Source organism: Cobetia sp. 5-25-4-2 (assembly GCF_013374075.1).
Lineage (GTDB): Bacteria > Pseudomonadota > Gammaproteobacteria > Pseudomonadales > Halomonadaceae > Cobetia > Cobetia marina.
In genome coordinates, this window is the sequence record NZ_BLWK01000002.1 from 653648 (window position 1) to 676678 (window position 23031).

13 protein-coding genes are annotated in these 23031 nt (G+C 61.6%); 1 reads left to right on the forward strand and 12 read right to left on the reverse strand.

The features are described 5' to 3' along the window. Nucleotides 1-25: 25 nt before the first annotated feature. The 6 genes from astD to fabV all read right to left on the reverse strand — a co-directional run bounded on the left by astD (nucleotide 26) and on the right by fabV (nucleotide 7593). A complete protein-coding gene (astD, locus tag HXS65_RS07585) occupies nucleotides 26-1525 on the reverse strand; it encodes a succinylglutamate-semialdehyde dehydrogenase (protein WP_176493568.1) in 1500 nt (499 codons plus the stop codon). A 152-nt stretch (nucleotides 1526-1677) separates the two neighbouring features. Then, complete coding sequence (gene astA, locus HXS65_RS07590; RefSeq protein WP_176493569.1) at nucleotides 1678-2709, reverse strand: arginine N-succinyltransferase; 1032 nt, start codon at nucleotides 2707-2709, stop codon at nucleotides 1678-1680. Beyond that, on the reverse strand, nucleotides 2709-3770 hold the full coding sequence (locus HXS65_RS07595) for an arginine N-succinyltransferase (protein WP_141392325.1): 1062 nt from the start codon (nucleotides 3768-3770) through the stop codon (nucleotides 2709-2711). Before HXS65_RS07595 ends, astA begins: the two co-directional genes overlap by 1 nt. A gap of 23 nt (nucleotides 3771-3793) precedes the next feature. Further along, the gene (locus HXS65_RS07600) at nucleotides 3794-5014 is read right to left on the reverse strand and encodes an aspartate aminotransferase family protein (protein ID WP_176493570.1); all 1221 of its coding nucleotides are present in this window, start codon (nucleotides 5012-5014) and stop codon (nucleotides 3794-3796) included. A 155-nt stretch (nucleotides 5015-5169) separates the two neighbouring features. Further along, complete coding sequence (locus tag HXS65_RS07605) at nucleotides 5170-6171, reverse strand: GlxA family transcriptional regulator (RefSeq protein ID WP_169477227.1); 1002 nt, start codon at nucleotides 6169-6171, stop codon at nucleotides 5170-5172. Between the two features lie 219 nt (nucleotides 6172-6390). Then, nucleotides 6391-7593, reverse strand: coding sequence for an enoyl-ACP reductase FabV (fabV, locus tag HXS65_RS07610; protein WP_077378268.1), 1203 nt, complete (start codon nucleotides 7591-7593; stop codon nucleotides 6391-6393). A gap of 363 nt (nucleotides 7594-7956) precedes the next feature. On the opposite strand from fabV, the gene HXS65_RS07615 reads away from it, so the two are divergent. Next, the gene (locus tag HXS65_RS07615) at nucleotides 7957-8370 is read left to right on the forward strand and encodes a hypothetical protein (protein ID WP_077378265.1); all 414 of its coding nucleotides are present in this window, start codon (nucleotides 7957-7959) and stop codon (nucleotides 8368-8370) included. Nucleotides 8371-8471: 101 nt separating this feature from the next. On the opposite strand, the gene HXS65_RS07620 is transcribed toward HXS65_RS07615, so the two are convergent. The 6 genes from HXS65_RS07620 to HXS65_RS07645 all read right to left on the reverse strand — a co-directional run. Continuing rightward, nucleotides 8472-9140 carry a transglutaminase-like cysteine peptidase gene (locus HXS65_RS07620; RefSeq protein ID WP_218015061.1) on the reverse strand — a complete coding sequence of 223 codons (669 nt, stop codon included), beginning with the start codon at nucleotides 9138-9140 and terminating at the stop codon, nucleotides 8472-8474. A gap of 23 nt (nucleotides 9141-9163) precedes the next feature. After that, on the reverse strand, nucleotides 9164-11089 hold the full coding sequence (locus HXS65_RS07625; protein WP_141392320.1) for an EAL domain-containing protein: 1926 nt from the start codon (nucleotides 11087-11089) through the stop codon (nucleotides 9164-9166). 63 nt (nucleotides 11090-11152) lie between these two features. Continuing rightward, complete coding sequence (locus HXS65_RS07630) at nucleotides 11153-12457, reverse strand: TolC family outer membrane protein (RefSeq protein ID WP_176493571.1); 1305 nt, start codon at nucleotides 12455-12457, stop codon at nucleotides 11153-11155. Between the two features lie 33 nt (nucleotides 12458-12490). Further along, nucleotides 12491-13873: an HlyD family type I secretion periplasmic adaptor subunit gene (locus HXS65_RS07635; RefSeq protein ID WP_084207911.1), complete on the reverse strand. Its 1383-nt coding sequence runs from the start codon at nucleotides 13871-13873 to the stop codon at nucleotides 12491-12493. Then, nucleotides 13866-16040 (reverse strand): type I secretion system permease/ATPase, encoded by a 2175-nt coding sequence (locus tag HXS65_RS07640; protein WP_240704257.1) that lies wholly within the window; start codon nucleotides 16038-16040, stop codon nucleotides 13866-13868. Before HXS65_RS07640 ends, HXS65_RS07635 begins: the two co-directional genes overlap by 8 nt. A gap of 97 nt (nucleotides 16041-16137) precedes the next feature. After that, on the reverse strand, nucleotides 16138-23031 hold a 6894-nt coding region (locus HXS65_RS07645), incomplete at its 5' end, for a VCBS domain-containing protein (RefSeq protein WP_176493572.1).

Consider the following 23031-nt stretch of genomic DNA (forward strand, 5'->3'; position numbering starts at 1 on the left):
GGCAGCGGTGCCCGAACGGACGGCCTTACAGACGGATACCGGCCGGCAGGGTCGCGGGCAGCGCCAGCGCCTCGGCTTCCATCGAGGCGACCGGATAGCTGACATAGTCGGCCGCGTAATAGGCGCTGGGACGGTGGTTGCCGCTGTCGCCGATGCCACCGAAGGGCGCGTCGCCGGAGGCGCCGGTGGTCTGGCGGTTCCAGTTGACGATGCCGGCGCGAATGCGCAGCAGGAAGTCGTCCCAGTCAGCACGCTCACCGCCGATCAGCCCGGCCGAGAGACCGTAGCGGGTGTCATTGGCCAGCGCGATGGCCTCGTCCCAGTCGGTGTAGCGATGGATCTTGAGCAGCGGACCGAAGAATTCCTCGTCCTCGAGCGCAAGGCCGGTGACATCGATCAGCGCCGGGCTGAGCAGACTGGTGCCCTCTTCAAGCTGCTGCATGCGCACGAGGACATTGCCGCCCAGCGCTTCGAGATCATCCTGCGCCTTGAGCAGGCCCTCGGCCGCCGCGACACTGGCCAGGCCGCCATAGAAGGGCGCGTCCTGCTCGAACTGCCCCGCCACGCGCAACTCGCGCAACGCCGTGGCCAGCGCCTCGATCAGACGATCACCGACCTCGCCCTGGGGCACCATCAGGCGACGCGCACAGGTGCAGCGCTGACCGCCCGAGGCGAAGGCCGACTGGATGATCGCCAGCACTGCGGCGGCTTCATCCTGCACATCACGCACCACCAGGGGGTTGTTGCCACCCAGTTCCAGCGCCAGCAGCTTGCCGACCTGACCGGCGAACTGACGGTGAAGCAGCTTGCCGACCTTGGCACTGCCGGTGAACAGCAGCCCATCGATGCCCTCGGACTGGGACAGCGCCTGACCAACGTCCGCCGCGCCCTGCACCAGATTGATCACGCCGGCCGGCAGGCCCGCGGCCTCCCAGCATTGCAGGGTGAGATCGGCGGTGGCCGGGGTCAGCTCGGAGGGCTTGAACACGCAGGCATTGCCTGCCAGCAGCGCCGGTACCATGTGGCCGTTGGGCAGATGGCCCGGGAAGTTGTAGGGGCCGAAGACGGCCATCACGCCATGCGGACGGTGGCGCAGGACCGCCTGGGTGCCTGCGACATCCTTGGCGCGCTCGCCGGTACGCTCGTGATAGGCCTTCACCGAGATCGCGATCTTGCCGATCATCGCGCCGACCTCGGTACGCGCTTCCCACAGCGGCTTGCCGGTTTCACTGGCGATGCTGATCGCCAGCGCTTCACGATGCTGCTCCAGCTGATCGCGGAAACGCTCCACCACCGCCAGACGTGCCTCGAAACCCAGGCGCGCCCAGGTCGGGAATGCCTGACGCGCTGCCGCGACGGCCTGCTCGACCTGCTCGGCAGTGGCCGAAGCGCCCTGCCACAGGCGTGCCTGGGAGACGGGGTCGGTCTTGGTGAAGGATTCGGCCTCCCCCGCTTGCCACGCGCCGTCGATGAAGAGCTGTTGACGCACGTTGAGTGTGGCGGGAGTCGGAGTCGTAGTGGTCATGGCATGCCTCATCGAAAGGGCGCGCCGCGTAAGCGACGCTGAACAAGGAGATAACGGGGCAGTTGGCGATCTGCCCCGCTGATGGCAAAAGGACGCAAGGCGACATGGGCCTGCGAGATGGCGCAAAGAAGCGGATGCCCGGGGCGAATGCTTCAGCTGGCCAGCACGCGTAGCGTGTCACCGCCGGTGACGCCAAGGCGTTCGGCCTCATCACGGTGCAGGCGCACATGGCAGGCGCCGGCGGCGTCCCGCGTGACGTCGTGGCTGATCCAACTGGCGCGGAAGTCCGCCATGCCGGTGGTGGCGGCCATGACGGAGGGACGCTCACAGGCCGGGGCATCAGACGCGATCACCTCGACACATGCCAGCTGGCTGTCACGGACGCCGCGCACGTCATCGATATAGGCCTCGACCGTCGGGCCGCCATCGAAGATGTCGACATAGCCTTCCCAGCGCAGCCCTTCCTTCTTGAGCATCGCCACCGCCGGGCGGGTGTGCTCGTGCACCTGACCGATGGCGGCACGCGCCTGCTCGGAGAGGAATGGCGTGTAGATCGGGAACTTGGGCATCAGCTCGCCGATGAAGCTCTTCTGGCCCATGCCGGTGAGGCGGTCGGCCTCATTGAAGTCCATCGGGAAGAAGTGACTGCCCAGACACTCCCAGAACGGGCTGCGCCCTTCGGGCGTGAAGACACCGCGCATCTCGGCCAGCACCTTGTCGGGGAAGGCCTCGCGGAACTGGGCCATGAACAGCCAGCGCACCTTGGAAAGCAGCGCGCCGTTGCGGTCCTTGCGCCAGCCCTCACGCAGGAACAGCGAGCAGACCTCGGCATCGCCGGTGTGATCGGAGCACAGCGTCAGCGTATCCAGGGTGCGATGCAGATCGAGCTGCACCGAGGAATGCGCCAGCGAGCCGAGCCGGTAGTGATAGAACGGCGCATCGGTGCCCACACAGGCCTCGATGGCGCAGCAGCCCGCGATGCTGCCGTCGCGCTCATCCTCGAGCACGAAGAAGTACAGGCGATCATCGCCGGGTTCCCGGCCTTCGAAGGCGGCCAGGGTGCGCTCGATCTTGGCGCTGAGAAATTCATGATTGTCCGGCAGCGAGGTGAAGCCGACGCCGGTTTCCCGCGCCAGTACCTTGAGGCCTTCGATATCGTGACGAGCGATAGGACGAATACGCATTACAGCTCTCCCTCATCGACCGCCGGCAAGGGCATCGGCACGGCAAGCACCGCACGCCCCTCTTCCACCCCCAGCACCTCGGCCTGCTGCGGCGTCAGCATCAGCTGGCCGGTCGGCGTCAGTGCATAGCGCGCCAGCACGCAGCGGAAATCGCCGAGCCGCTGGTTGGCGACCATCGCCGGCACCGCGTCCGGCAGGCTTTCCTGCGGGCGGATACGCACCGGGTGCCAGCCGCACTGCTTGAAGGTGTGCAGACGTTCGCACTCCGCCAGCAGCAAGGGGCCCGCATCGAAGATGTCGACGTGGCGCGAGCGCGAGAAGCCTTCGGCGAGCATCTCCTGCATGGCGTACTCGTGGCGCGGATTCTCGCGCCCGATGGCGGCACGCGCCTGGGGCGTGAGAAGCGGCAGATAGAGCGGGAACGGCGGCATCACCTCGGCGATGAAGCTCTTGGAGCGCACCCCCGCCATCTGGTTGATGTCATTGAAATCACGATCAAAGAAGTGCTGGCCGACGCTGTCCCAGAACGGGCTGACCTGACGCTCGTCACGTGTTTCCAGATAGCCCGGGAAGGCCACCGCCAGTTCATTGGCGAAGCGTTCCGGGTACTGGGCGATGAACATCAGGCGTGCACGACGCAGCAGACTGTCCGCATCCGTCTCGCGGTAGCGGGCATCCAGCGACAGCGCGCACAGCAGCGTGGCATCCGACACCTCATGCGACAGCGACAGCGTCTGCACTTCATGGCGCACGTTGAGCTGCTGCGAGGCGTGGATCAGCGTTTCCTGACGATAGGTGTAGTAGGCCTCCCGCGCGCCAGCCTCGGCGCGCAGCGAGGCGGTACCGACCACTTCCCCGCTATCGAGATCCTCCAGCACGAAGCAGTAGATCTCGTCACCGGGAAAATCGATCTCGGCACGCAGGCTGCGCTGGGAGCGCGTGATGCGCTCCTCGAGGCGGTCACGATGTGCCGGCAGATTGGTCAGGCGTGGCGTGGCCGAGGCCGCGAGCCGCTCGAGAGCGAGCAGATCGCGGCTTTCGGCAGGCCGCACCACCAGCATCGGGGCACTGCTCATGGCGCTGCTCATGCAGATGCAGAGGCGGCGACGAAGCTCGCCACGGCACGGTCGAGCTTGTCGAGACCGCTCTGGAGCTCGGTTTCACTGATCACCAGCGACGGCGCCAGACGCAGCACGTCAGGTCCGGCGACTAGCACCATCAGACCTTCTTCCATCGCCAGATTGAGAATGTCCTTGGCACGCCCCGCATAGTCCGGCGCCATCTGGGCACCGATCAACAGGCCCATGCCACGCACTTCCTTGAAGACACCGTGACGCTTGGCGATGCCTTCCAGGCCATTGCGCAGCAGTTGGTGGCGATGCGCGACGCCCTCGAGCACTTCCGGCGTGTCGATGGTCTCGAGCGCCGCCAGACCCACCGCACATGCCAGCGGGTTGCCGCCGTAGGTGGAACCGTGAGTGCCGATGGCCATGGCCGGCGCGATGCGGTCCGTGGTCAGCATGGCGCCCAGCGGGAAGCCGCCACCGATGCCCTTGGCGGTGGTCAGGATGTCCGGCACCACGCCGAAGTGCTGGTAGGCGTAGAGGTGGCCGGTACGCCCGGCACCGCTCTGGACTTCATCGAAGATCAAGAGCGCATCGTGCTGGTCGCACAGCTCACGCAGCCCCTCGAGGAAGGCCTGCTCCCCCGGAATGATGCCGCCCTCGCCCTGCAGCGGCTCGACGATGATCGCGCAGGTGTCATCGCCCATCAGCTCGCGCACGGAGTCGAGGTTGTTGAATTCGGCGTGCTGGATCCCGCCCGGAATCGGCCCGAAGCCCTGGGAATACTTGGGCTGACCACCGACGCTGACGGTGAAGAAGGTGCGGCCATGGAAGGACTGACGGAAGGAGATGATCTTGTCCTTCTTCTCGCCATGGGTGTCGTGGGCGAAACGACGTGCCAGCTTGAGCGCGGCTTCGTTGGCCTCACCACCGGAGGAGCAGAAGTAGACCTTGTCGGCGAAGGTGCGCTCGGTCAGCGCCTTGGCCAGCGCCAGGGCCGGCTCGTTGGTGTAGACGTTGGACAGGTGCCAGACCTTGTCGGCCTGATCCTTGAGCGCCTTGACCAGTGCCGGGTGGCAGTGCCCCAGCGAGGTGACGGCGATGCCGCCGGCGAAGTCGATGTACTCACGACCTTCCTGATCCCACAGACGGCTGCCCTCGCCGCGTACCGGAATGGCAGCCTGGGGTGCGTAGTTGGGCACCATGGCATGGTCGAAATCGGCACGGGTCAGCTGGGTCATCGTCTCTTCCTCATCGCGGGGCGTTGCGTGGCAGGCCGATGATCGGCGAGCCACGGGTCATGACTCCCGAGTATAGGGAGGCGAGATGACAAAGACTTTCAGCGAAAGGACGACGACTTATGTCAGGAGGCGACTTTTGTCACCGATGCGACATTTCAGGCCTGCAGCATGAGACGTTCGTCGCGCGGGCTGCGCCCGAAATGGTTGCGGAACGCCGTGGAGAAGTGAGCGGCGCTGGAAAAGCCGGTGGCCAGCGCGATCTCGCCGATGGGCTGATCACTCTCGCGCAAGAGCTGACGTGAGCGTGCCAGACGCAGATCCAGATAGTAGCGGCTGGGCACCGCCTGCAGATGCTTCTTGAACAGCCGCTCCAGCTGACGCCGCGAGATCCCGAGGTGCTCGCCGATCTCGTGGGTGGACAGCGGCTCCTCGATATTGGCTTCCATCAGGGTCACGGCCTCCACCAGCGGCTGGGGCGCATGGGCGAAACGGTTCTTGAGCGGCACGTGCTGTGGCTCGTCCGCCAGCCGGATACGCTCGCAGACGAAGTGCTCGGAGACCTTCTCGGCCAGGGCGCGGCCATGCTGCTGGGCGATCAACGTCATCATCATGTCCATCGCCGCGGTACCCCCGCCGCAGGTGACACGATCACGATCCAGCTCATACAGCTGATGGGAGACGTTGACCTGCGGGAAGTCGCGACGGAACGACTCGGCACGCTGCCAGTGGATCGTCGCACGATAGCCATCAAGCAGCCCGGCGCGGGCCAGCTCACGGGTGCCGGTGGAGATGCCGCCCAGCATCACGCCACGCTCGGCCAGACGCTTGAGCCAGGCCAGCAGCGCGGGATTCGAGGCCACCTCCTGCAGGCCCGCCTCGCCCGCCGGCTGAGCACCGCACACGAACAGGGCGTCCAGATGGCGCGAATCACTCGCGACCAGGCTGTCCGGTGACAGGTTCAAGCCCGCAGCGGACGCCACACCGCGCCCGTCCAGCGCAAAGGTGACGGCCCGATAGAGTGTCTGCCCCGCGAGCTGATTGGCCACCTGCAGGGGCTCCAGCGCACAGGCCTGGGACAATAACGAGAAGCCGGGCAACAGCACGAAGCCGATCTGGCGTTGCTGGGCCTGGGGGGAAACCAGTGAATCCACGGGCATGGGTGTGAGTCGAGGTCCATCGCGTGAGGGTGGGGAAAACCTGCCGCCATATTGTGCCATGCCTCTGGCACTTGTGCCTGGCCCGGACTGGCATGACGCTCAAGATGAGGCCGCCACATACGACGACGCCACCCCGAAGGGTGGCGTCGTCATCGCTCAGCGGGCAGCGGTCAGCTGGCAGCGCTCGCTACCCTGACCTCTGCGCTTGCTGAAGCGCTCTTACATCTGCACGACATCGAATTCGACGTCGGTGGCGACGTCGGCATCGTAATCGACATCATCACGCGTGAAGCCGAACAGCTTGAGGAATTCCTGCTTGTAGCTGGCGTAGTCGGTGATATCGAACAGGTTGTCGCTGGTGACCTGCGGCCACAGTTCCTGACAGGCCTGCTGGACGTCGTCCTTGAGCTCCCAGTCGTCGAGACGCAGACGGCCGGACTCGTCGGTGACGATCTCGCCTTCACCATAGAAGCGCTCGGCGTAGAAGCGGTTGAGCTGCTCGATGGTGCCTTCGTGCAGGCCCTTCTCCTTCATGATCTTGTAGACCATGGAGATGTAGAGCGGCATGACCGGAATCGCGGCGCTGGCCTGGGTGACCACGGACTTGAGCACGGCCACGTGGGCACGACCACCCTTGGCGGACAGCTTCTCGTGGATGCTGCCGGCGGCGCGGTCCAGATCTTCCTTGGCGCGACCCAGCGCACCGTGCCAGTAGATCGGCCAGGTGATCTCGGTACCGATGTAGCTGAAGGCCACGGAGCGGGCGCCATCCGCCAGCACGCCGGCGTCGTCCAGCGCCTGCATCCACAGCTCCCAATCCTGACCCCCCATCACGGTGACGGTATCTTCGATTTCCTGCTCGGTGGCCGGCTCGACCTCCGCTTCGATGATGGTGTCCTTGTTGGTGTCGATGGCGGTCGCCCGGTAGGTCTCGCCGATCGGCTTGAGCACGGAGCGCTTCACTTCACCGCTGTCCGGCAGCTTGCGCACCGGAGAGGCCAGCGAGTAGACCACGAGATCGACTTCGCCCATGTTGGCCTTGATCAGCTCGATGGCCTTGGCGCGCGTCTCGTGCGAGAAGGCGTCGCCATTGATGGCCTGGCTGTAGAGCCCTTCCTGCTTGGCGAACTTGTCGAAAGCGGCAGAGTTGTACCAGCCTGCGGTACCGGCCTTCTTCTCGGTGCCCGGCTTCTCGAAGAAGACACCCAGGGTGTCCGCGCCGTAACCGAAGGCTGCCGTGATACGCGCCGCGAGGCCATAGCCGCTGGAAGCACCGATCACCAGCACCTTCTTCGGGCCACCGTCGCGCTTGTCACCGACCGTCTTGCGGGTGATGGCGATCTGCTCGGCAACATTCTGCTCGCAGCCCTTGGGATGAGTCGTGGTGCAGATGAAGCCGCGAACCTTGGGTTTGATGATCACGTAAGAACCTCGTTTGCTGTTGGCCCGGCGTGTACCCGCCGATGCTGATGCCCGATTCCAGTATGCAACGACCACGGCGCACGCTGCGCGACCGGTGCCTTGCTCTGAAAACGTCTGGTGAGTCTGGCTGTCGAATCAGGACATGCAGGCGTGTGTGCCTGCTGCTGGCCGCTATTCTAGCGGCTGTCGGCGACGCTGTCCGCCCCGGCGGGCCAACCCGCGCTGATGTCACGTCACTGGAGCCCTCCATGGCGACTGCCGTATCATGTGACGCATTCAGCGCACCGCCATCACACCGCTGTCCTGCTTCGCGCCATCCGTTGATGGTGTGTCTGTCTGACAGCCTTCGCTCGGGATCTCTCCATGAACGACCAGAACGCTCACCTCGCCCCCGATGTGGCCGCCCTGCTCGAACGCCGCCAGGAGGTCTGGCTGGCGCTGGCGCCTCTCTGGGAGGAGCGTGACCCCCGCGAGGCGGAGTATCAGCACATGGCCGAAGTAGTCGAGGCACACGGCCTGAGCTTCCGGGAACTCGAAACGCTGTATCGACTCGAAATGGCCCCGGTGCTGGTGCGTGAGCAGGTCAGCATGGCCCCGAGCTACAAGGAGCGCGACGAGAACCGTCTGCTGTCGCGCCTGCTGCAGCATACGCATCAGCTCACTCGCGGGAAGCGCCTCTTCTGGCTGCTGTTCTCCGGCCTGGCGACCATGCCCAGCCGTCACCGTTACGGCAACCTGCTCGAAGTGCTCCATCTGCGCGGCAACACGCCGGAATGAAGCGATCCGACACCGCATGAAGCAGAACGCCCCGTGGCGGTCTGGCCACGGGGCATTCTGCTCGATACCTGTCGCGATTCGACGCTGAACTGCCCCTCGCCTCAGGGGCGCTTGCGCAGGGGAGCTTTCAGGACGCCGTCCTTGTAGCGTCGTTGCCAGTCCGTGAGACTCGACAGCCCTCGGCTGTCGCTGATGCGCTCTCCCCCCTCCAGCCGCTTGCTCATCCACAACGCGTTGCCATTGAAGCTGTAGATCGGCAGGAGATCGGTGCGCTCACTGGCCGGCAGGATGGAGCTGTTGAGGTTGTCCAGCACATCAGGCATCGACATGCCCGCGCCCTGATAGGTGACGACCATGTGGAACTGGTTGAGCCTCAATGCCTTGACATAGTGCAGCCGCAAGGAACTCTCCGGCACGCCCAGCTGACGCAATGTCAGATACTTGGCCATGGCGAAATCATCACAGTCCCCTGCGCCGGCCCCCAGGAACTCAAGCGGGGTCGCCCAGTAATCCTCCTTCCCCCAGACGCGCATGTCATCGGTGAAATGCATCCGGTTGAAGAAATCATTGACCTCACTGAGCTGACGCCTGGCCGGCTGCCCGTCGAGATCCACGAGCAGCTGCTCCCATTGCTGGACTCTCGCCCACCCCGGTTGACCATAGACCTCGATGAAACGTTGTGCCTGCGTATCGCGGGCCAGTACGGAACCGACCGTGAACAGCATCAATACCCAGGCGATCAGCCAGGTGAAGCAGCATCTCTGCCACATGGCGACCAGCCCCTGGCTGTCTATCAGGGCTTCCTCGCCATGACATCGACGGCCGGTGCCACATAGCCCTGATAGCCGTCGGCGCCAAGGGACATCACGCGCGCCTGGTCCTGTTCGGATTCGACCCGTGTCACGATCACCAGAGACTCGACCTGATGCGCCGTCATGCACAGGCTTTGCAACAGCTCGGTGTCCACATCGTCACGCTTGAAGAACGCCTGATCGATCTTGACGTAGTCCGGACGCAGCGCCTCCAGATAACTGAGCTCCTTCAGCTCACGTGCAAAGCGGTCAATGCCTCCACGCGCGCCCAGCCGGCGTGCACGCCGGAACAGCAGCTTGACGCGCTCCAGGTGGCGAAGCGCGATGCTTTCCGACACTTCTATATCCAGACGCTTGCAGAGACGCGGATGGACTCCCAACCAGCTGATGAGTCCCGAGAAGCTCGCCTCATCATCCAGCGTCTCCTCGGTGAGGTTGAGCGCCAGACGTGGAGCCTCGATGCCATCGACATGGGCAGCCAGCCACTCCAGCGCATGCAGGTCGAAGCGTGCTCCCAGACGGAAATGGCGCACGACCGGCAGGAAATCGCCGGCTCGGTGCAGCTGATCCCCTTCACGCAGACGCGCGAACAGCTCCCGGTGCAGCTCACTGCCATCATTGAACAGCACGGGCTGCGCCACGAAATCGAGCCCATCAGGGCGCTCCAGCGACTGCTCGATGACGTCTCGCCATTCGCCGCGTGGACGCGCCTGATCCCCTTCCTCGGCAAGCGCGACGCTGCTGCCATGCTCGATGGCCTGCAGCAAGGTCGTGTCCGCCACCGTGAACAACTGGGTGCGGGTCATGCCCGGCTCTCGCCTTGCCGCCCCGATGACACAACCGATCGGGCGGCTGTTCGCCATGGGATTGGCATCCAGCAGTCGATCGATGTCTTCGGTGATGCCCTTCAAGAAGGCCTGCAGCGCGGACTCATCGGCTTCTGGCAACAGCAAGCCGAAGTCATGATTGGCCAATCGCCCTGCCACGATGGGCTCCCCGGCCAGCTCACGCTGCTCAAGCCGCTGAGCGATGGCGCGCAGCAGTGCATCGCGTCCCTTGTAGCCCTGCTCCTGATAGACGACTTCAAGCTGCGCGACCCGCAACAGTGCGAAGCTGCCTCCCAGAGGCTCACTCAGCCATTCATCCACTGCACGATTGAGGTAACCACGGTTGCCAAGCCCCGAGACAGCGTCCTGTTCTGCCTGGCGCTGCAGGCGCGCCAACTGCGCCGCCTGAGCCTCGAACTGGGTATGCAGACGCTGCCCGAGTCGATTGACCGCCGACGTGATGCCACGCAGCTCCTTGACACTGGTTTCCTCCAGAGGCGCGTCGAAACGCTGTGTCTCCATCTCGTTGAGACGTGCGGAGAGGCGGTCCAGAGGGCGCAGCAGGCGACGCATGACCAGCGAGGCCACCAGCAGGGTCAACAAGCCCCCCAACAGCAACCAGAGCCCGAGCCGTTTGGCGAGCTTCCAGAGGTCATCGTGACCCTGGGCCGGCTCTCCCGTCAGCGAGATCGTCCCCAGAGAGGCCCACCCACCCGGCAATTCACGGCTGACCGTTTCTACCGGCATGGGAATCATCTGCTGAAACCACTCGGGTGCCTGGCTTTCTCGTGTGATGTCAAACGCGATGGGGGCCGGGAGCGCGACGCTTTCCAGCTGGATATCCCGGACATATCCACCATCCAGGGTGGCGCGAATCAGGGTTTCCGCGCTGGCAGCATCACCAAGCTCGACATGCGGCACCAGTGCAAGACTCAGGCTCTGGGCGAGATTCGAGAGCTCGACACGCTGTCGTTCGGCCAGTGAATCACGGGTATTGTTGACCTGAATGAAGAAGATACCGAAGGAAAACACCAACAGCACCAACAACATCAAGGTAAACAGGCGGCGCGAAAGACTCATCTGATTTCCTCATCAGCCGTCAGTATGACCACGGCACCACTTCCTGGTGGTGCCGTGAGCGACTCAACCCTGTCGGGTCGGTACGGCAACGTTCATTGAATCCAGCAATGCACCTGTCGCGGACAACAAGCGATAGTTGGCCGTTTCCAGGTCAAAACGTGCACGAATCAGATTCTGCTGCGAAGTGAACAGCTCACTTTCGCTGTCCAGCAGATCCAGCAGCGTCCTGCGGCCGATATCGAACTGCTTGCGATAACTTTCGCGCGTATCCGTCGCGGCACGCACATAGCTTTCCAGATAATCGATCTGACGCTTGAGGTTCTCGCGTGCATTCCAGGCCAGTCGGATCTCGTCACGCACATCGCGCATCACGCGATCATTGTCATGCTCGACGGTTTCCAGCGCCGCCTGGCGTCCGCGAATCTCGGCCTGATCCCGCCCACCGCGATACAGGTTGTAGCGCATGACCAGCTCGACGCTCCAGTCATCGGAGCTGCTCTCGTCCTGATCATAATCGTCCGTCAGCGTGCGATTGCCTTCGATGCTGAATTCCGGGTAGTTGTCACCCTTCTCAGCGTTCACCTCATGACGAGCCGCATCAATGGACACCCGTGCCGCTGCCAGCAGGGGGTTGCGCTGATTGGCCTGGACATAGGCACTCTCCACATCGGCACTGATCAGATCGGTATCGAGGCTGGGGAGGTTCAGATCCGTGGGCAGCTCACCGACCAGACGCAGATACGCCGAGCGGGAATCCTCGAGGTTGTTCCGGGCGGACAGCACGCTGGCCTCGGCATTGGCCAGGCGGCCATCCACCTGACGCACGTCACTGCGTGCACCGAGACCGGACTCTGCACGACGCCCGATATCACTGGAAATACGACGGTGCGCATCGAGATTGGCCTGCGCATATTTGAGAATCAGCTCATCACGCATGACATCCAGATAGGCCCCGGCCGTATCCAACGCGACATCATTGGCTTCGGCGGCCGTCTGCAGGCGCTGATAGTCGGCTTCGGTCTCTGCCTGACGGATGCGCTCGATCGTGGTGTCACCGTCCCAGAGCAGCTGGCGAATGGTGAGATCCAACCGACGATAATCGTGCCAGTCATCCTCGTCATTGACCCCATCATCCTCGGAGTCGAACTTGCCATAGCCCAGTCGTCCGGTCAGATCGACCGTCGGGCGATAGGCCCCACGCTGGACTTCCGCTTCTTCCAGACGCTGGATATGACGGGTCACCTGCAAGCGGGTACGCGGATTTTCCATCACTGCCTTGGAAACGGCTTCTTCCAATGACTGCGCAGAGGCGGAGAGACTGGAACTCATCCCCGCCATCACGCTCAATGCCAAGAGTGTCTTTTTCATTATGGGTTGCCCTTGAATACTTCATGTCCATGATCAACGTTCACGCAAGGCACCTTGCCTGGCGCGCAGAATCGGCTTCATCAGGTACTGCAGGATGGTCTGCTCACCGGTGATGACATCCACGCTGGCCTGCATGCCCGGGATGATCGTGAGCGGGTCTGAGTCACTTCCAAGGTGGTTCTGCTCCGTGAGCACCTTGATTTCATAAAAGCTGTTGCCTTCTTCATCCTGAACGGTGTCGGCACTGATCTGCTCCACCTCGCCTTCGAGTCCTCCATAGATGGTGAAGTCGTAGGCGGACAGCTTGACCACGGCAGGCTGGCCAATACGCAGGAAGCCGATGTCCTTGGGTGCCACCCGGGCCTGGACCAGCAGCTGATCTTCGATGGGAACGATTTCCATCAGATCTTCGCCAGGCTCGATGACCCCGCCTATGGTATTGATATTCAAGGTCTTGATGGCCCCCTGAACGGGAGACGTCACCAAAGTACGGTCAAGACGGTCCTGAAGACTGGTACGCCCCTCACGCAATCGCCCGAGATCCGCCTGGGTCTTGGCCAGCTCGTCTGCTGCACGCGAACGAAATTCCTGGGCAACACCGACACGATTCGAGATGGCCTCATCCAGCTCCGACTGCTTGCCAGGCACTGCCAGTCGCGCCGACTCCAGATCCCCCCGCAGATCATTCACCTCACGCTGGATCTTGAGCAGATCGACTTGCGATACCACGCCTTCACGTACCAGCGGTGCTGTCATGTTGAGCTCACGACGTGACAGCTGGTAGCTGCGCTCCAGGCTATTGATGCGTGACTTCAGCTCTCTCAGCTCCTGCTCCTTCTGCAGAATCTGCTCACGAGAGCCATTCAAGCCACTGTTCAACTGGTTGAGGTGGGTGCGATAGGCGGTCATCGCACGCGCAACAAGTGCAGGACTGCGAGTCTTGAACTCCTCATCGAATGGCAGGGGGACGCGGGTCATGACGACCTGGTCCTTCCAGTCATCGGCAGAGGCGTCCACCGCGATGGAATCCAGCTCGGTGTCGTACAGGATGATGGTGGCCTGCAGGCCATCCAGGGTCGAGACACGCTCGCGCAGGTCGGAACCGGCGCTGGTGTCATCAATGCGCAGCAAGGGCTCTCCGGGCGACACGATCTGTCCCTCCTTGATGTAGATCTCGCGCACGATCCCCCCTTCCAGATTCTGCACGACCTGGAGGTGGGTGGAGGGCACCACCTTGCCGGAACCTCGCGTCACGACCTCCAGGCTCGCCTGGCTGGCCCAGATGACGAACACCACGATGAAGGCCAGCACCATCCAGATCAGGATGCGTGACTTCCAGGGGGTCGCCAGCAGAACGGCTGAGCTGACGTCATCCAGGTGGTGAAGATCGCGCTGTTCAATCGGTGCCTTAGCCACGTTGAGCCTCCTGCTTGCGCCCGGACACACGCCCTTCATTCAAGGCATTCAATACCTTGTCCTTGGGACCGTCAGCGACGATACGCCCACCTTCCATCACGATGACGCGGTCTACCACTTCCAGCATGCTGCTCTTGTGCGTCACCAGCACCATGGTCTGGGTACGCGGCAATGACTTGAGCATACGCCTCAGGCGCAGCTCGGCACGATTGTCCATGTGCGAACCGGGTTCATCGAGCAACAGCAGCGGCGGTCGCATCAGAAGCGCCCGAGCCATCAGGACCGTCTGACGCTGGCCACTGGACAGCATCCGTCCCCCCTCCCCGACCTGGCGATCAAGCCCCTCCGGGTGATGGCGAGTGAACTCGGTCACGCCGGCAGCATCGGCCGCAAGTTCAATCTGGGTGTCACTGGCATGCGGCTGCCCCAGGGTGATGTTGTCGCGGATAGAGCCGAAGAACAGCGCACTGTCCTGACCGGCATGCCCGATATGACGCCGGACATCGGCGGGATGGATCTGGTTGAGGTCAAGACCATCGACTCGCACGCTGCCGGCGGTAGCGCGATAGAGTCCACATATCAGGCGCTGCAGGGTGCTCTTGCCGGCACCGATACGGCCGATGATGGCCACTCGCTCGCCTGGCTCGATGGTCAACGAGATATCGGTCACCGCCGGCGGCGTGTTGGGCGCATAGGCGAAGCCGACACGATCGAACTCGATCCGCATCTGCAGTGTCTCGCGATGCACGTACCGACGATCTTCTGCCTCTTCAGGCAACGCCATGATCTGCTCAAGCGCACTCATGGCACTGCGCGTCTGCCCGATACGGGTAATCAGCAGCGCCAGTTGCCCCAGGGGCTGAAGCGCGCGCCCGGAAAGCATGACCGCCGCAATCAACCCACCCACCGAGAGTCGTGCATCCGCGATCAGATAGACCCCGAACACGACCAGTGCCACCGTGGTGGCCTGCGTCAATGACATGCTCAGCGAGCTGACGGATGTCGTCAGATTGCGGCTCTTCACCCCCCAATGAGCGATCTGACCCACCGCACGCTCATAGCGGCGCTGGGTCTCTCCCTGAGCATTGGCCAGCTTGAGGCTCTCGAGCCCCGAGACCGCTTCCACGAGACGTGCATTGCGCTCGGTCGCCAGCCGCGAGCCCTTCTCGATGCTGTTGCGCAGCGGTCTTTGTATCGCCAGGCTGTAGATCAGCAGGATGACAAGAGCTATCAGGGGCACAAGTACCAGGGGCCCGGCGACGATCCAGATGATGGCGAGAAACAGCAGCGCAAACGGCAGGTCGACGAGCGTGGTCAACGTCGCTGACGTGAAGAACTCGCGAATGGAATCGAATTCCTGGAGATGCTTCACATAGCCGCCCACGGAGCCGGGGCGCGACTCCATGCGCAGATTCATGGTCTTGGCAAACAGCTTGGAAGTCAGCAGCACCTCGGACTTCTTGCCGGCGGTATCCATGAAATAGGCACGCGTCTGCCGCATCACGAAATCGAATACCATGATGATCGCCATGCCCGTCGCCATGACCCACAAGGTGTTGAACGCCAGATTGGGCACCACCTTGTCATAGGCATTCATCACGAACAGTGGCGATGCCACGGCAAACAGATTGATCAGGACAGAGGCCAGAATCACGTCACGATAGATAGGCGTCGAGAGCTTCAGCGTCGACCAGAACCAGTGGCCATCGCTCTGTTCCAGCGTTTCCGGGGCGCGCTCATCGAAACGGTGCTCCTGCTTCAGGTAGACCACTCGTCCATCATGGCGTGCCGTCAGCGTTTCCAGTTCGATCCATGCATCGCCTTCCGCTTCCGGTTGATGGATTCGCGCCTTTTCTGTCTTGGCATCCACTTCCAGCAGCACGACAGCGCGCCCTTCATTCAACATCAGAATGCAGGGCATCAACAGATCGCTGATCGCGGTGATCTGTTGATTGACCAGTTTGGCGCTCAGATTGGCACGCGCGGCTGCACGGCTGACAAGCGCCAGAGGCAAACGCCCGTCCTCCATCGGCAGCCCGTCCGTCAGCACGGCGGCTGACCGGGGATTGCCGTGGTAACGCGCCATGAACACCAGCGCATTCAGCAGAGGGTCGCCCTCTCTTTCGCCGACCGGCTCTGGTCTCAATGGCGTGGGTTGATCGCTCAACCTGTCCTCCTTAGTGGGGCACTTCGCAGACATTCATTCGGTGAAGTCTAATGCAATAAAAGGGAGATGGCCTAAGCCATCTCCCTTATCTTTTGCATCAACCGTCAACGTTGGTCTTGAGGCTATTGCTGTCCAGCAGCGACTGGATGATCTGGGCATCGGAATCACCGCCCGACGTCAGATCCACATCCTGCAGAGTGATCTCCTGGGTGACATTGCTGCCCGCAGAGCCGTCCACACTGATCTCGATGGTGGTACCGCCGTCCCCATCTGACTCGAAGTGCAGGAAGCTCGATAGCGCATCGGCGTCCCCATTGGACTGAAGGAGATCCGACAGATCGATGACGTCGCCATCTGACACACTGAAGTCAATGATGGTATCGGTCGCTGTTCCATCCACGCTGTTGGTGTCATCGCCAGACAACCAGGCGAAGGTATCAGCGCCATCACCACCGGTGAGGATGTCATTGCCTGTCCCACCAATGACAAGATCATTACCTTCACCTCCGGAGAGGATGTCATTCCCGGTACCGCCTCGCAGCGTATCGTTGCCGCTGCCACCTTCCAGACGATCGCTGCCCACACCACCACTCAAGATGTCATTGCCGCCCTGGCCAATCAGATAATCGGCATAGAAAGGCCCGTCACCGTCACCTGTCAAAGTATCGTTACCGGAAGTCCCGATCACGACAGCCAACTTGTCGACATCAATGCTGACCGTGGCGGTACTGGTATCACCATCACCATCCACCGAGACATAGTCGAAGCTCTCAGTCGAGCGCTCGCTGATATTGTCCGGCGGTGAATAAGTGAACTCACCGCTCTCCAGATTGAACGTCATGATACCGCCCAGCTCCGTCGAGATAGTCAACTCGAAGCTGTCTGCATCGTAGGTACCGTTGTCAGTGCCGTCCGCCGTGATGGTATTGCTATCAATGTCATAGGTGTACGTCGTGTCGTCGACACTGATCGACTGTAGGTAGTCACCGTCAGCGCCCAACAAGCTGTCATCCACTGAGCTACCGCTGATCAACTGCCCATTGACGGGCGATTGCACGGTGGTTGCCAGCGTATCATCAAGATCTGAATAGCTCGATACGATAGTGCTATCCAGGTCTTCATCTGACGCACCGTCATAAGCAATCGGATCAAGTTCATCTGAATCTACAGACGTTCCCAAGCCGATGGAATATGACTTGATACCATTATCAACAAGGAAGTCGGTCCACGTACTTTCTTCATTATCAGAAATCCCTCCATCACGTATTCCACGGCTGCCAGCATTCACACTATTATTCAGTGAGTTAGAGTTACCGTCACCGTAATTGGGATCTCCATCAGAGAAGAAGTAAGAAATACTCTGTGCGTCATCCAGTGCACCATCTTCCGTGTAGTTATCCATCGCTTCTGCGAGCGCTGCATCGTAGTTGGTGACACCACTCGCCGTCAGACTGTCCAGCACATCCTCGACTTCATCCACCGTCAGCCATGCCCCATAGGAGTCGGCCGTAGTCGAGAATGTCACCAGATTGATACGCACATCACCGAAGTCATCATAGGACTCGATCAAGGTCTTGATTGAAGAGATGGCGCTTTCCAGACGTGTTTCACCATCTACTCCATCAGTTGCATTCATGGAACCTGACACATCAAGAATGATGGTGAGGTTGGTATCCACCAGCGTCGAAGAGAAGGTCTGCGCTTCCTGCTGCTCAGGCGCATCATCCTCGATACCGATCGTCAGCGTCCCCGTGGAGCTGGCGCCTTCGCCGTCAGTGGCAAGCACACCAAAGTCCAGCGACAGGACATCCTCACCATTTTCGGTGTGATCGACCGCCTGGCTCAAGGTGAAGGTATACGAACCAGAGTCATCGATGGTCACCGTCGCGACTTCATTGCCGTCATCATCGGTAGCCACCAGCGATTGGGTACCGCTGCCAGTCCAGGTCACTGCGCTACCACCGGAAGTGATATCGGTCGTCGGTGCCGTCAGCACCAGTGACACGCTATCACTGTCGACATCCGACACAGAAACAGTGCCAGTGACGGTGGTGGAGTCGGTGGTATCCGTGAAGCCATCGGCTGCATCGCTATCCGCGATTCCACCCTCAAGCCCCTCTTCACTCACACGACCTTCGGTATCCGTGACGACAGGCTCGTCGTTGGTACCCGTGATGGTGATGGTGACTTCCTGGTCATCCGTACTGCCCTCACTATCCGTCACGGTGACGGTATAGGTCAGCACCAGCGATTCACCGGCTGAGAGATAGTCAAAGCTGTCATCGACCGTACTGCTGTCGAATGTCCAGTTGAGAACCCCTTCATCACTGTCGCTGTCGATGATGGCGTCAGTACCCACACCCAGCAGAGCAAGCAGATCATCGTTGTCCAGCGCGCCAGTATCACCATTGCTGGAGACACTGGTCACGCTTGGCGTCACGCTATTGCTGAGATCCACATCCGTCACCGACAGCGTACCGCTGGTGCTCAGCGCGGAGTCCGTTTCCGTCAGGCTGGCGGAGGCGCTATCACCACTGTTGACGCTGATCGCCGGGCCGTCGTTGCGACCATTGATGGTGATCGTCAGGGTAGTACTGGAGGTATCACCGTCAGCATCCCTGATCACGTAGGTATAGACATCCGTGACCGACTCACCCGCCGCGAGGAACTGCAGATCTTCGCGTGCTGACTGGTAGCTGTAGGAGCCATCCGCTTCAAGCGTCAGCTCGCCATGAGCACCAGTGATCACAGCCGCCGCGCCATCGCCCACCGCGACGGTTTCTGATCCGGAAGTGACGGCGGTGACGGTGACCGCATCGGCCCCCAGGGTGTCCGCCGTCGCAGATGAGCCGTCCACCACATTGCCGGTAACGGCAGCACTACGATTCTCGTTCATGCTGCGGGTATCAGCATTGGCTATCGGCGCGGTGTCCAGAACGGTGACATCCAGACTGGATGTGGTGCTCTGACCGGCAAGATCCGTCACCACGACAGCGAAGTCGTCAACGACACTGTCATCGCCACCGGAATGATCAGCCGCAGTGCCATCTTCCACATAGCTGTAGGAGACCACCCCGGTGTCGGCATCATAGCCAGTGACGGTCAGCGTCCCTTCGCCATCTGGATTGGAGATCACTACCGGTGAGGTGTTGGCATCCGTGATATCCACACCAGCGATCGTCACTGCCGCAATACCTGCCGCAGCTTTCACGGTAAAGGTATCGGTGACCGTACTTCCTGTCGCTTCGGTGACGGACTGATCTTCCAGTGAATTGATGACCGGCAGTGCATCATCAGTACCGGTGATCACGATATCCACTGTCGTGGTGGAACCATCGCTGAGCGTGACGGTGTACTGCTCGACAATCTCGTCTTCAGACGTCAGCCCCTGAACAGCAGCTGTGTCGTTGTCGAGCGTATAGGTCCAGCTACCGTCAGCATTGACAGTGAAGCTGCCGTAGTCACTGCTGTCATCGGTCGCGGCCACGAATGTCGGCGCAACACTATCGACATCGGTCGCGGTCAGCGTACCCGACGCTTGTGTCACATCATCTTCGACAACAGCGCCATCATCGGCACTGATGACAACCGGGTCATCGACCGCCGTGACATCCTGGAAGCTGAGAATGGCTTCATCGAACTCGGTACCATCCGTGATCACATAGGTGGTATCAGGCACCGGACCGTTGTAGTTCTCGCCGGGCGTGAAGGTGAAGGTACCATCGGCATTGATAAGTAGCGTGCCGACTTCGCCAAGATCCGCCGTCTCGCCCGGGTCGTAGGTATCGCCGCCAACAGTGAAGCTGAAGACGCTCAACTCATCACCATCGGCATCAACATCGTTGCTCAGGACGTTGCCGCTGACCGGAGTATCTTCCTCGACCAGAATCGGGCCATCGTCATAGGCCACCGGCTTGTCGTTCAAGCCCTGGACATTGATGGTGATGACAGCGGTATCCGAATCCCCATCCGCATCAAGAATGGTGTACTCGAACTCCTCCTTGACCAGATCACCCGCTCCCAATGCCTGGGCACGTACATCGTCCAGGTCATAACTGAAGCTGCCATCGGTATTGAGGGTCAGGCTGCCATAGCTGCCATCGACGGTAACACTACCCCCGTTGTCTGCCAGCAAGATGCCGTCCAGTTTCGTGATGGTCACGGCGTCGGCACCAAGCTCATCCTGACCACGACCCAAAACACTCGTGATGACATTGGTACTGATCACCGGCTCACCATCAGGGGAAGTATCGTCCTCACGAATGGTGTAGGTGTCATCATTGGCGACAGGCGCGGTATCCAGAACCGTGACGTCGAGGCTGTCGGTGGCTGTTGCACCGGTAACATCCGTCACCACCACGGTGAAGCTATCGACAACGCTGTCATCGCCGCCAGAGTGATCAGCGGCAGTACCATCTTCCACATAGCGGTAAGAGACGGTGCCCGTGTCGGCATCGTAGCCAGTGACGGTCAACGTACCTTCATCACCATCCGTGCTAGGAATCGCGACCGGATTGTCTGCAGTCGCGCCGGTGATATCGGTGCCGTTGATGGTGACGGTAGCGATGCCAGTATCAGCCTGGACATTGAAGGTATCGGTGACGGTCGCACCCTCACCCTCGATGACTGACTTATCTTCCAACGAGTCGATGGTCGGCTCACCATCATCAGCACCGGTAATAATGATATCGACGGTAGTGCTGGTGCCATCCGACAGGCTCACGATGTATTGCTCGGTGACGGTCTGTCCTTCAATCAGGCCTTGTACGTCTGCACTGTCGTTATCAAGCGTGTAGGTCCAGCTGCCGTCGGCGGCGACCTCGAAGCTGCCGTAGACACTGCTGTCATCGGTGGCGGCGACGAAGGTCGGAGCGATGCCGTCCACGTCGGTAGCCGTCAGCGCACCAGTGGCACTCAGTACGTCGTCCTCACTCACGGCACCAGTGTCTGCGGTAAGTACCGGCAGATCGTCAGACCCCGTGATGTTGATGGTCAGCGTGGTGGTAGACGTATCACCATCACTGTCCTCCAGGACATAAGTGAAGACATCTTCCGCCTGCACACCATCAGCCAGCGACTGCGTCTTGGTGGTATCCAATACGTAGGTATAGCTGCCGTCACTATTGAGTGTCAGCGTGCCATAGTCGCCGGTGACGGTCGCACTGCCGCCGTCGGCAATCCCTTTATCGTCCAGTTTGCAGACCATGAACGGCGTATCGGCGCCCAGCGTATCGGCGGTGTCATTGATACCGTCAATCACGTTGCCTGTCAGTTCATCCGTCGCATCTTCCTCGATGGTGCGTTCATCTGGGTTGGCAACCGGCGCGGTATCCAGAATCTTGACGTCAAGGCTGTCGCTCGTGCTCTGTCCTGCCAAGTCAGTGACGACCACGGCGAAGTTGTCGAACACGCTATCATCGCCAGCCGTGTGATCCGCAGCCGTACCATCCTCCACATAGGTGTAGGACACGTTGCCTGAATCGTAGCCGGTGATGGTCAGCGTCCCTTCGTCATCAGTCGCGCCCGGAATCACGATGGGGTTATCCACTGACGCCGAAGTGATATCCGTGCCATTGATGGTGACGCTGGCGATGCCGGCATCCGCCTCGACCTGGAAGGTGTCAGTGACAGTGGCACCCGTGGCCTCGGTCACTTCCTTGTCAGCCAGCGTGATGGTCGGCGCGGCATCGGTCGCGCCGGTGATGGTGATGTCGACCGTGGTGGTCGTCCCATCGGTCAGCGTGACGGTGTACTGCTCGCTGATGGTGTCATCTGGCGTCAGGCTCTGCACCGCGGCCGACTCGTTGTCGAGGGTGTAGGTCCAGCTGCCGTCGGCGGCGACCTCGAAGCTGCCGTAGACACTGCTGTCATCGGTGGCGGCGACGAAGGCCAGATCCGGGTTGTCGGCATCCGTGGCGGTCAGCGTGCCAGTGGCTTCCAGAGTGCCGTCTTCTTCCACGGCGCCAGAATCGGCCGTGATGACCGGCAGGTCGTCGGTGCCGGTGATGACGATGTCGACCGTGGTGGTCGAGTCATCGCTCAGCGTGACNTCGGCGGCGACCTCGAAGCTGCCGTAGACACTGCTGTCATCGGTGGCGGCGACGAAGGCCAGATCCGGGTTGTCGGCGTCCGTGGCCGTCAGCGTACCGCTGGCTTCCAGGGTGCCGTCTTCTTCCACGGCGCCAGAATCGCCCGTGATGACCGGCAGGTCGTCGGTGCCGGTGATGACGATGTCGACCGTGGTGGTCGAGTCATCGCTCAGCGTGACGGTGTAGGTCTCGGTGACGGTCTCGCCCGCGGCCAGTGCCTGGGTCTCGGTGGCGTCATTGTCGAGGGTGTAGGTCCAGCTGCCNTCGGCGGCGACCTCGAAGCTGCCGTAGACACTGCTGTCATCGGTGGCGGCGACGAAGGCCAGATCCGGGTTGTCGGCATCCGTGGCGGTCAGCGTGCCAGTGGCTTCCAGAGTGCCGTCTTCTTCCACGGCGCCAGAATCGGCCGTGATGACCGGCAGGTCGTCGGTACCGGTGATGACGATGTCGACCGTGGTGGTCGAGTCATCGCTCAGCGTGACGGTATAGGTCTCGGTGACGGTCTCGCCGGCAGCCAGTGCCTGGGTTTCGGCGGCGTCATTGTCGAGGGTGTAGGTCCAGCTGCCNTCGGCGGCGACCTCGAAGCTGCCGTAGACACTGCTGTCATCGGTGGCGGCGACGAAGGCCAGATCCGGGTTGTCGGCGTCCGTGGCCGTCAGCGTACCGCTGGCTTCCTGGGTGCCGTCTTCTTCCACGGCGCCAGAATCGGCCGTGATGACCGGCAGGTCGTCGGTACCGGTGATGACGATGTTGACCGTGGTGGTCGAGACATCGCTCAGCGTGACGGTATAGGTCTCGGTGACGGTCTCGCCGGCAGCCAGTGCCTGGGTCTCGGCGGCGTCATTGTCGAGGGTGTAGGTCCAGCTGCCGTCGGCGGCGACCTCGAAGCTGCCGTAGACACT

Coding starts and splice junctions, on each gene's coding strand:
- astA (WP_176493569.1), bottom strand. CDS start 2,709: ATGCGTATTCGTCCTATCGCTCGTCACGATATCGAAGGCCTCAAGGTA.
- astD (WP_176493568.1), bottom strand. CDS start 1,525: ATGACCACTACGACTCCGACTCCCGCCACACTCAACGTGCGTCAACAG.
- HXS65_RS07595 (WP_141392325.1), bottom strand. CDS start 3,770: ATGCTGGTGGTGCGGCCTGCCGAAAGCCGCGATCTGCTCGCTCTCGAG.
- HXS65_RS07600 (WP_176493570.1), bottom strand. CDS start 5,014: ATGACCCAGCTGACCCGTGCCGATTTCGACCATGCCATGGTGCCCAAC.
- HXS65_RS07605 (WP_169477227.1), bottom strand. CDS start 6,171: ATGCCCGTGGATTCACTGGTTTCCCCCCAGGCCCAGCAACGCCAGATC.
- HXS65_RS07630 (WP_176493571.1), bottom strand. CDS start 12,457: ATGAAAAAGACACTCTTGGCATTGAGCGTGATGGCGGGGATGAGTTCC.
- HXS65_RS07620 (WP_218015061.1), bottom strand. CDS start 9,140: ATGTGGCAGAGATGCTGCTTCACCTGGCTGATCGCCTGGGTATTGATG.
- HXS65_RS07615 (WP_077378265.1), top strand. CDS start 7,957: ATGAACGACCAGAACGCTCACCTCGCCCCCGATGTGGCCGCCCTGCTC.
- HXS65_RS07625 (WP_141392320.1), bottom strand. CDS start 11,089: ATGAGTCTTTCGCGCCGCCTGTTTACCTTGATGTTGTTGGTGCTGTTG.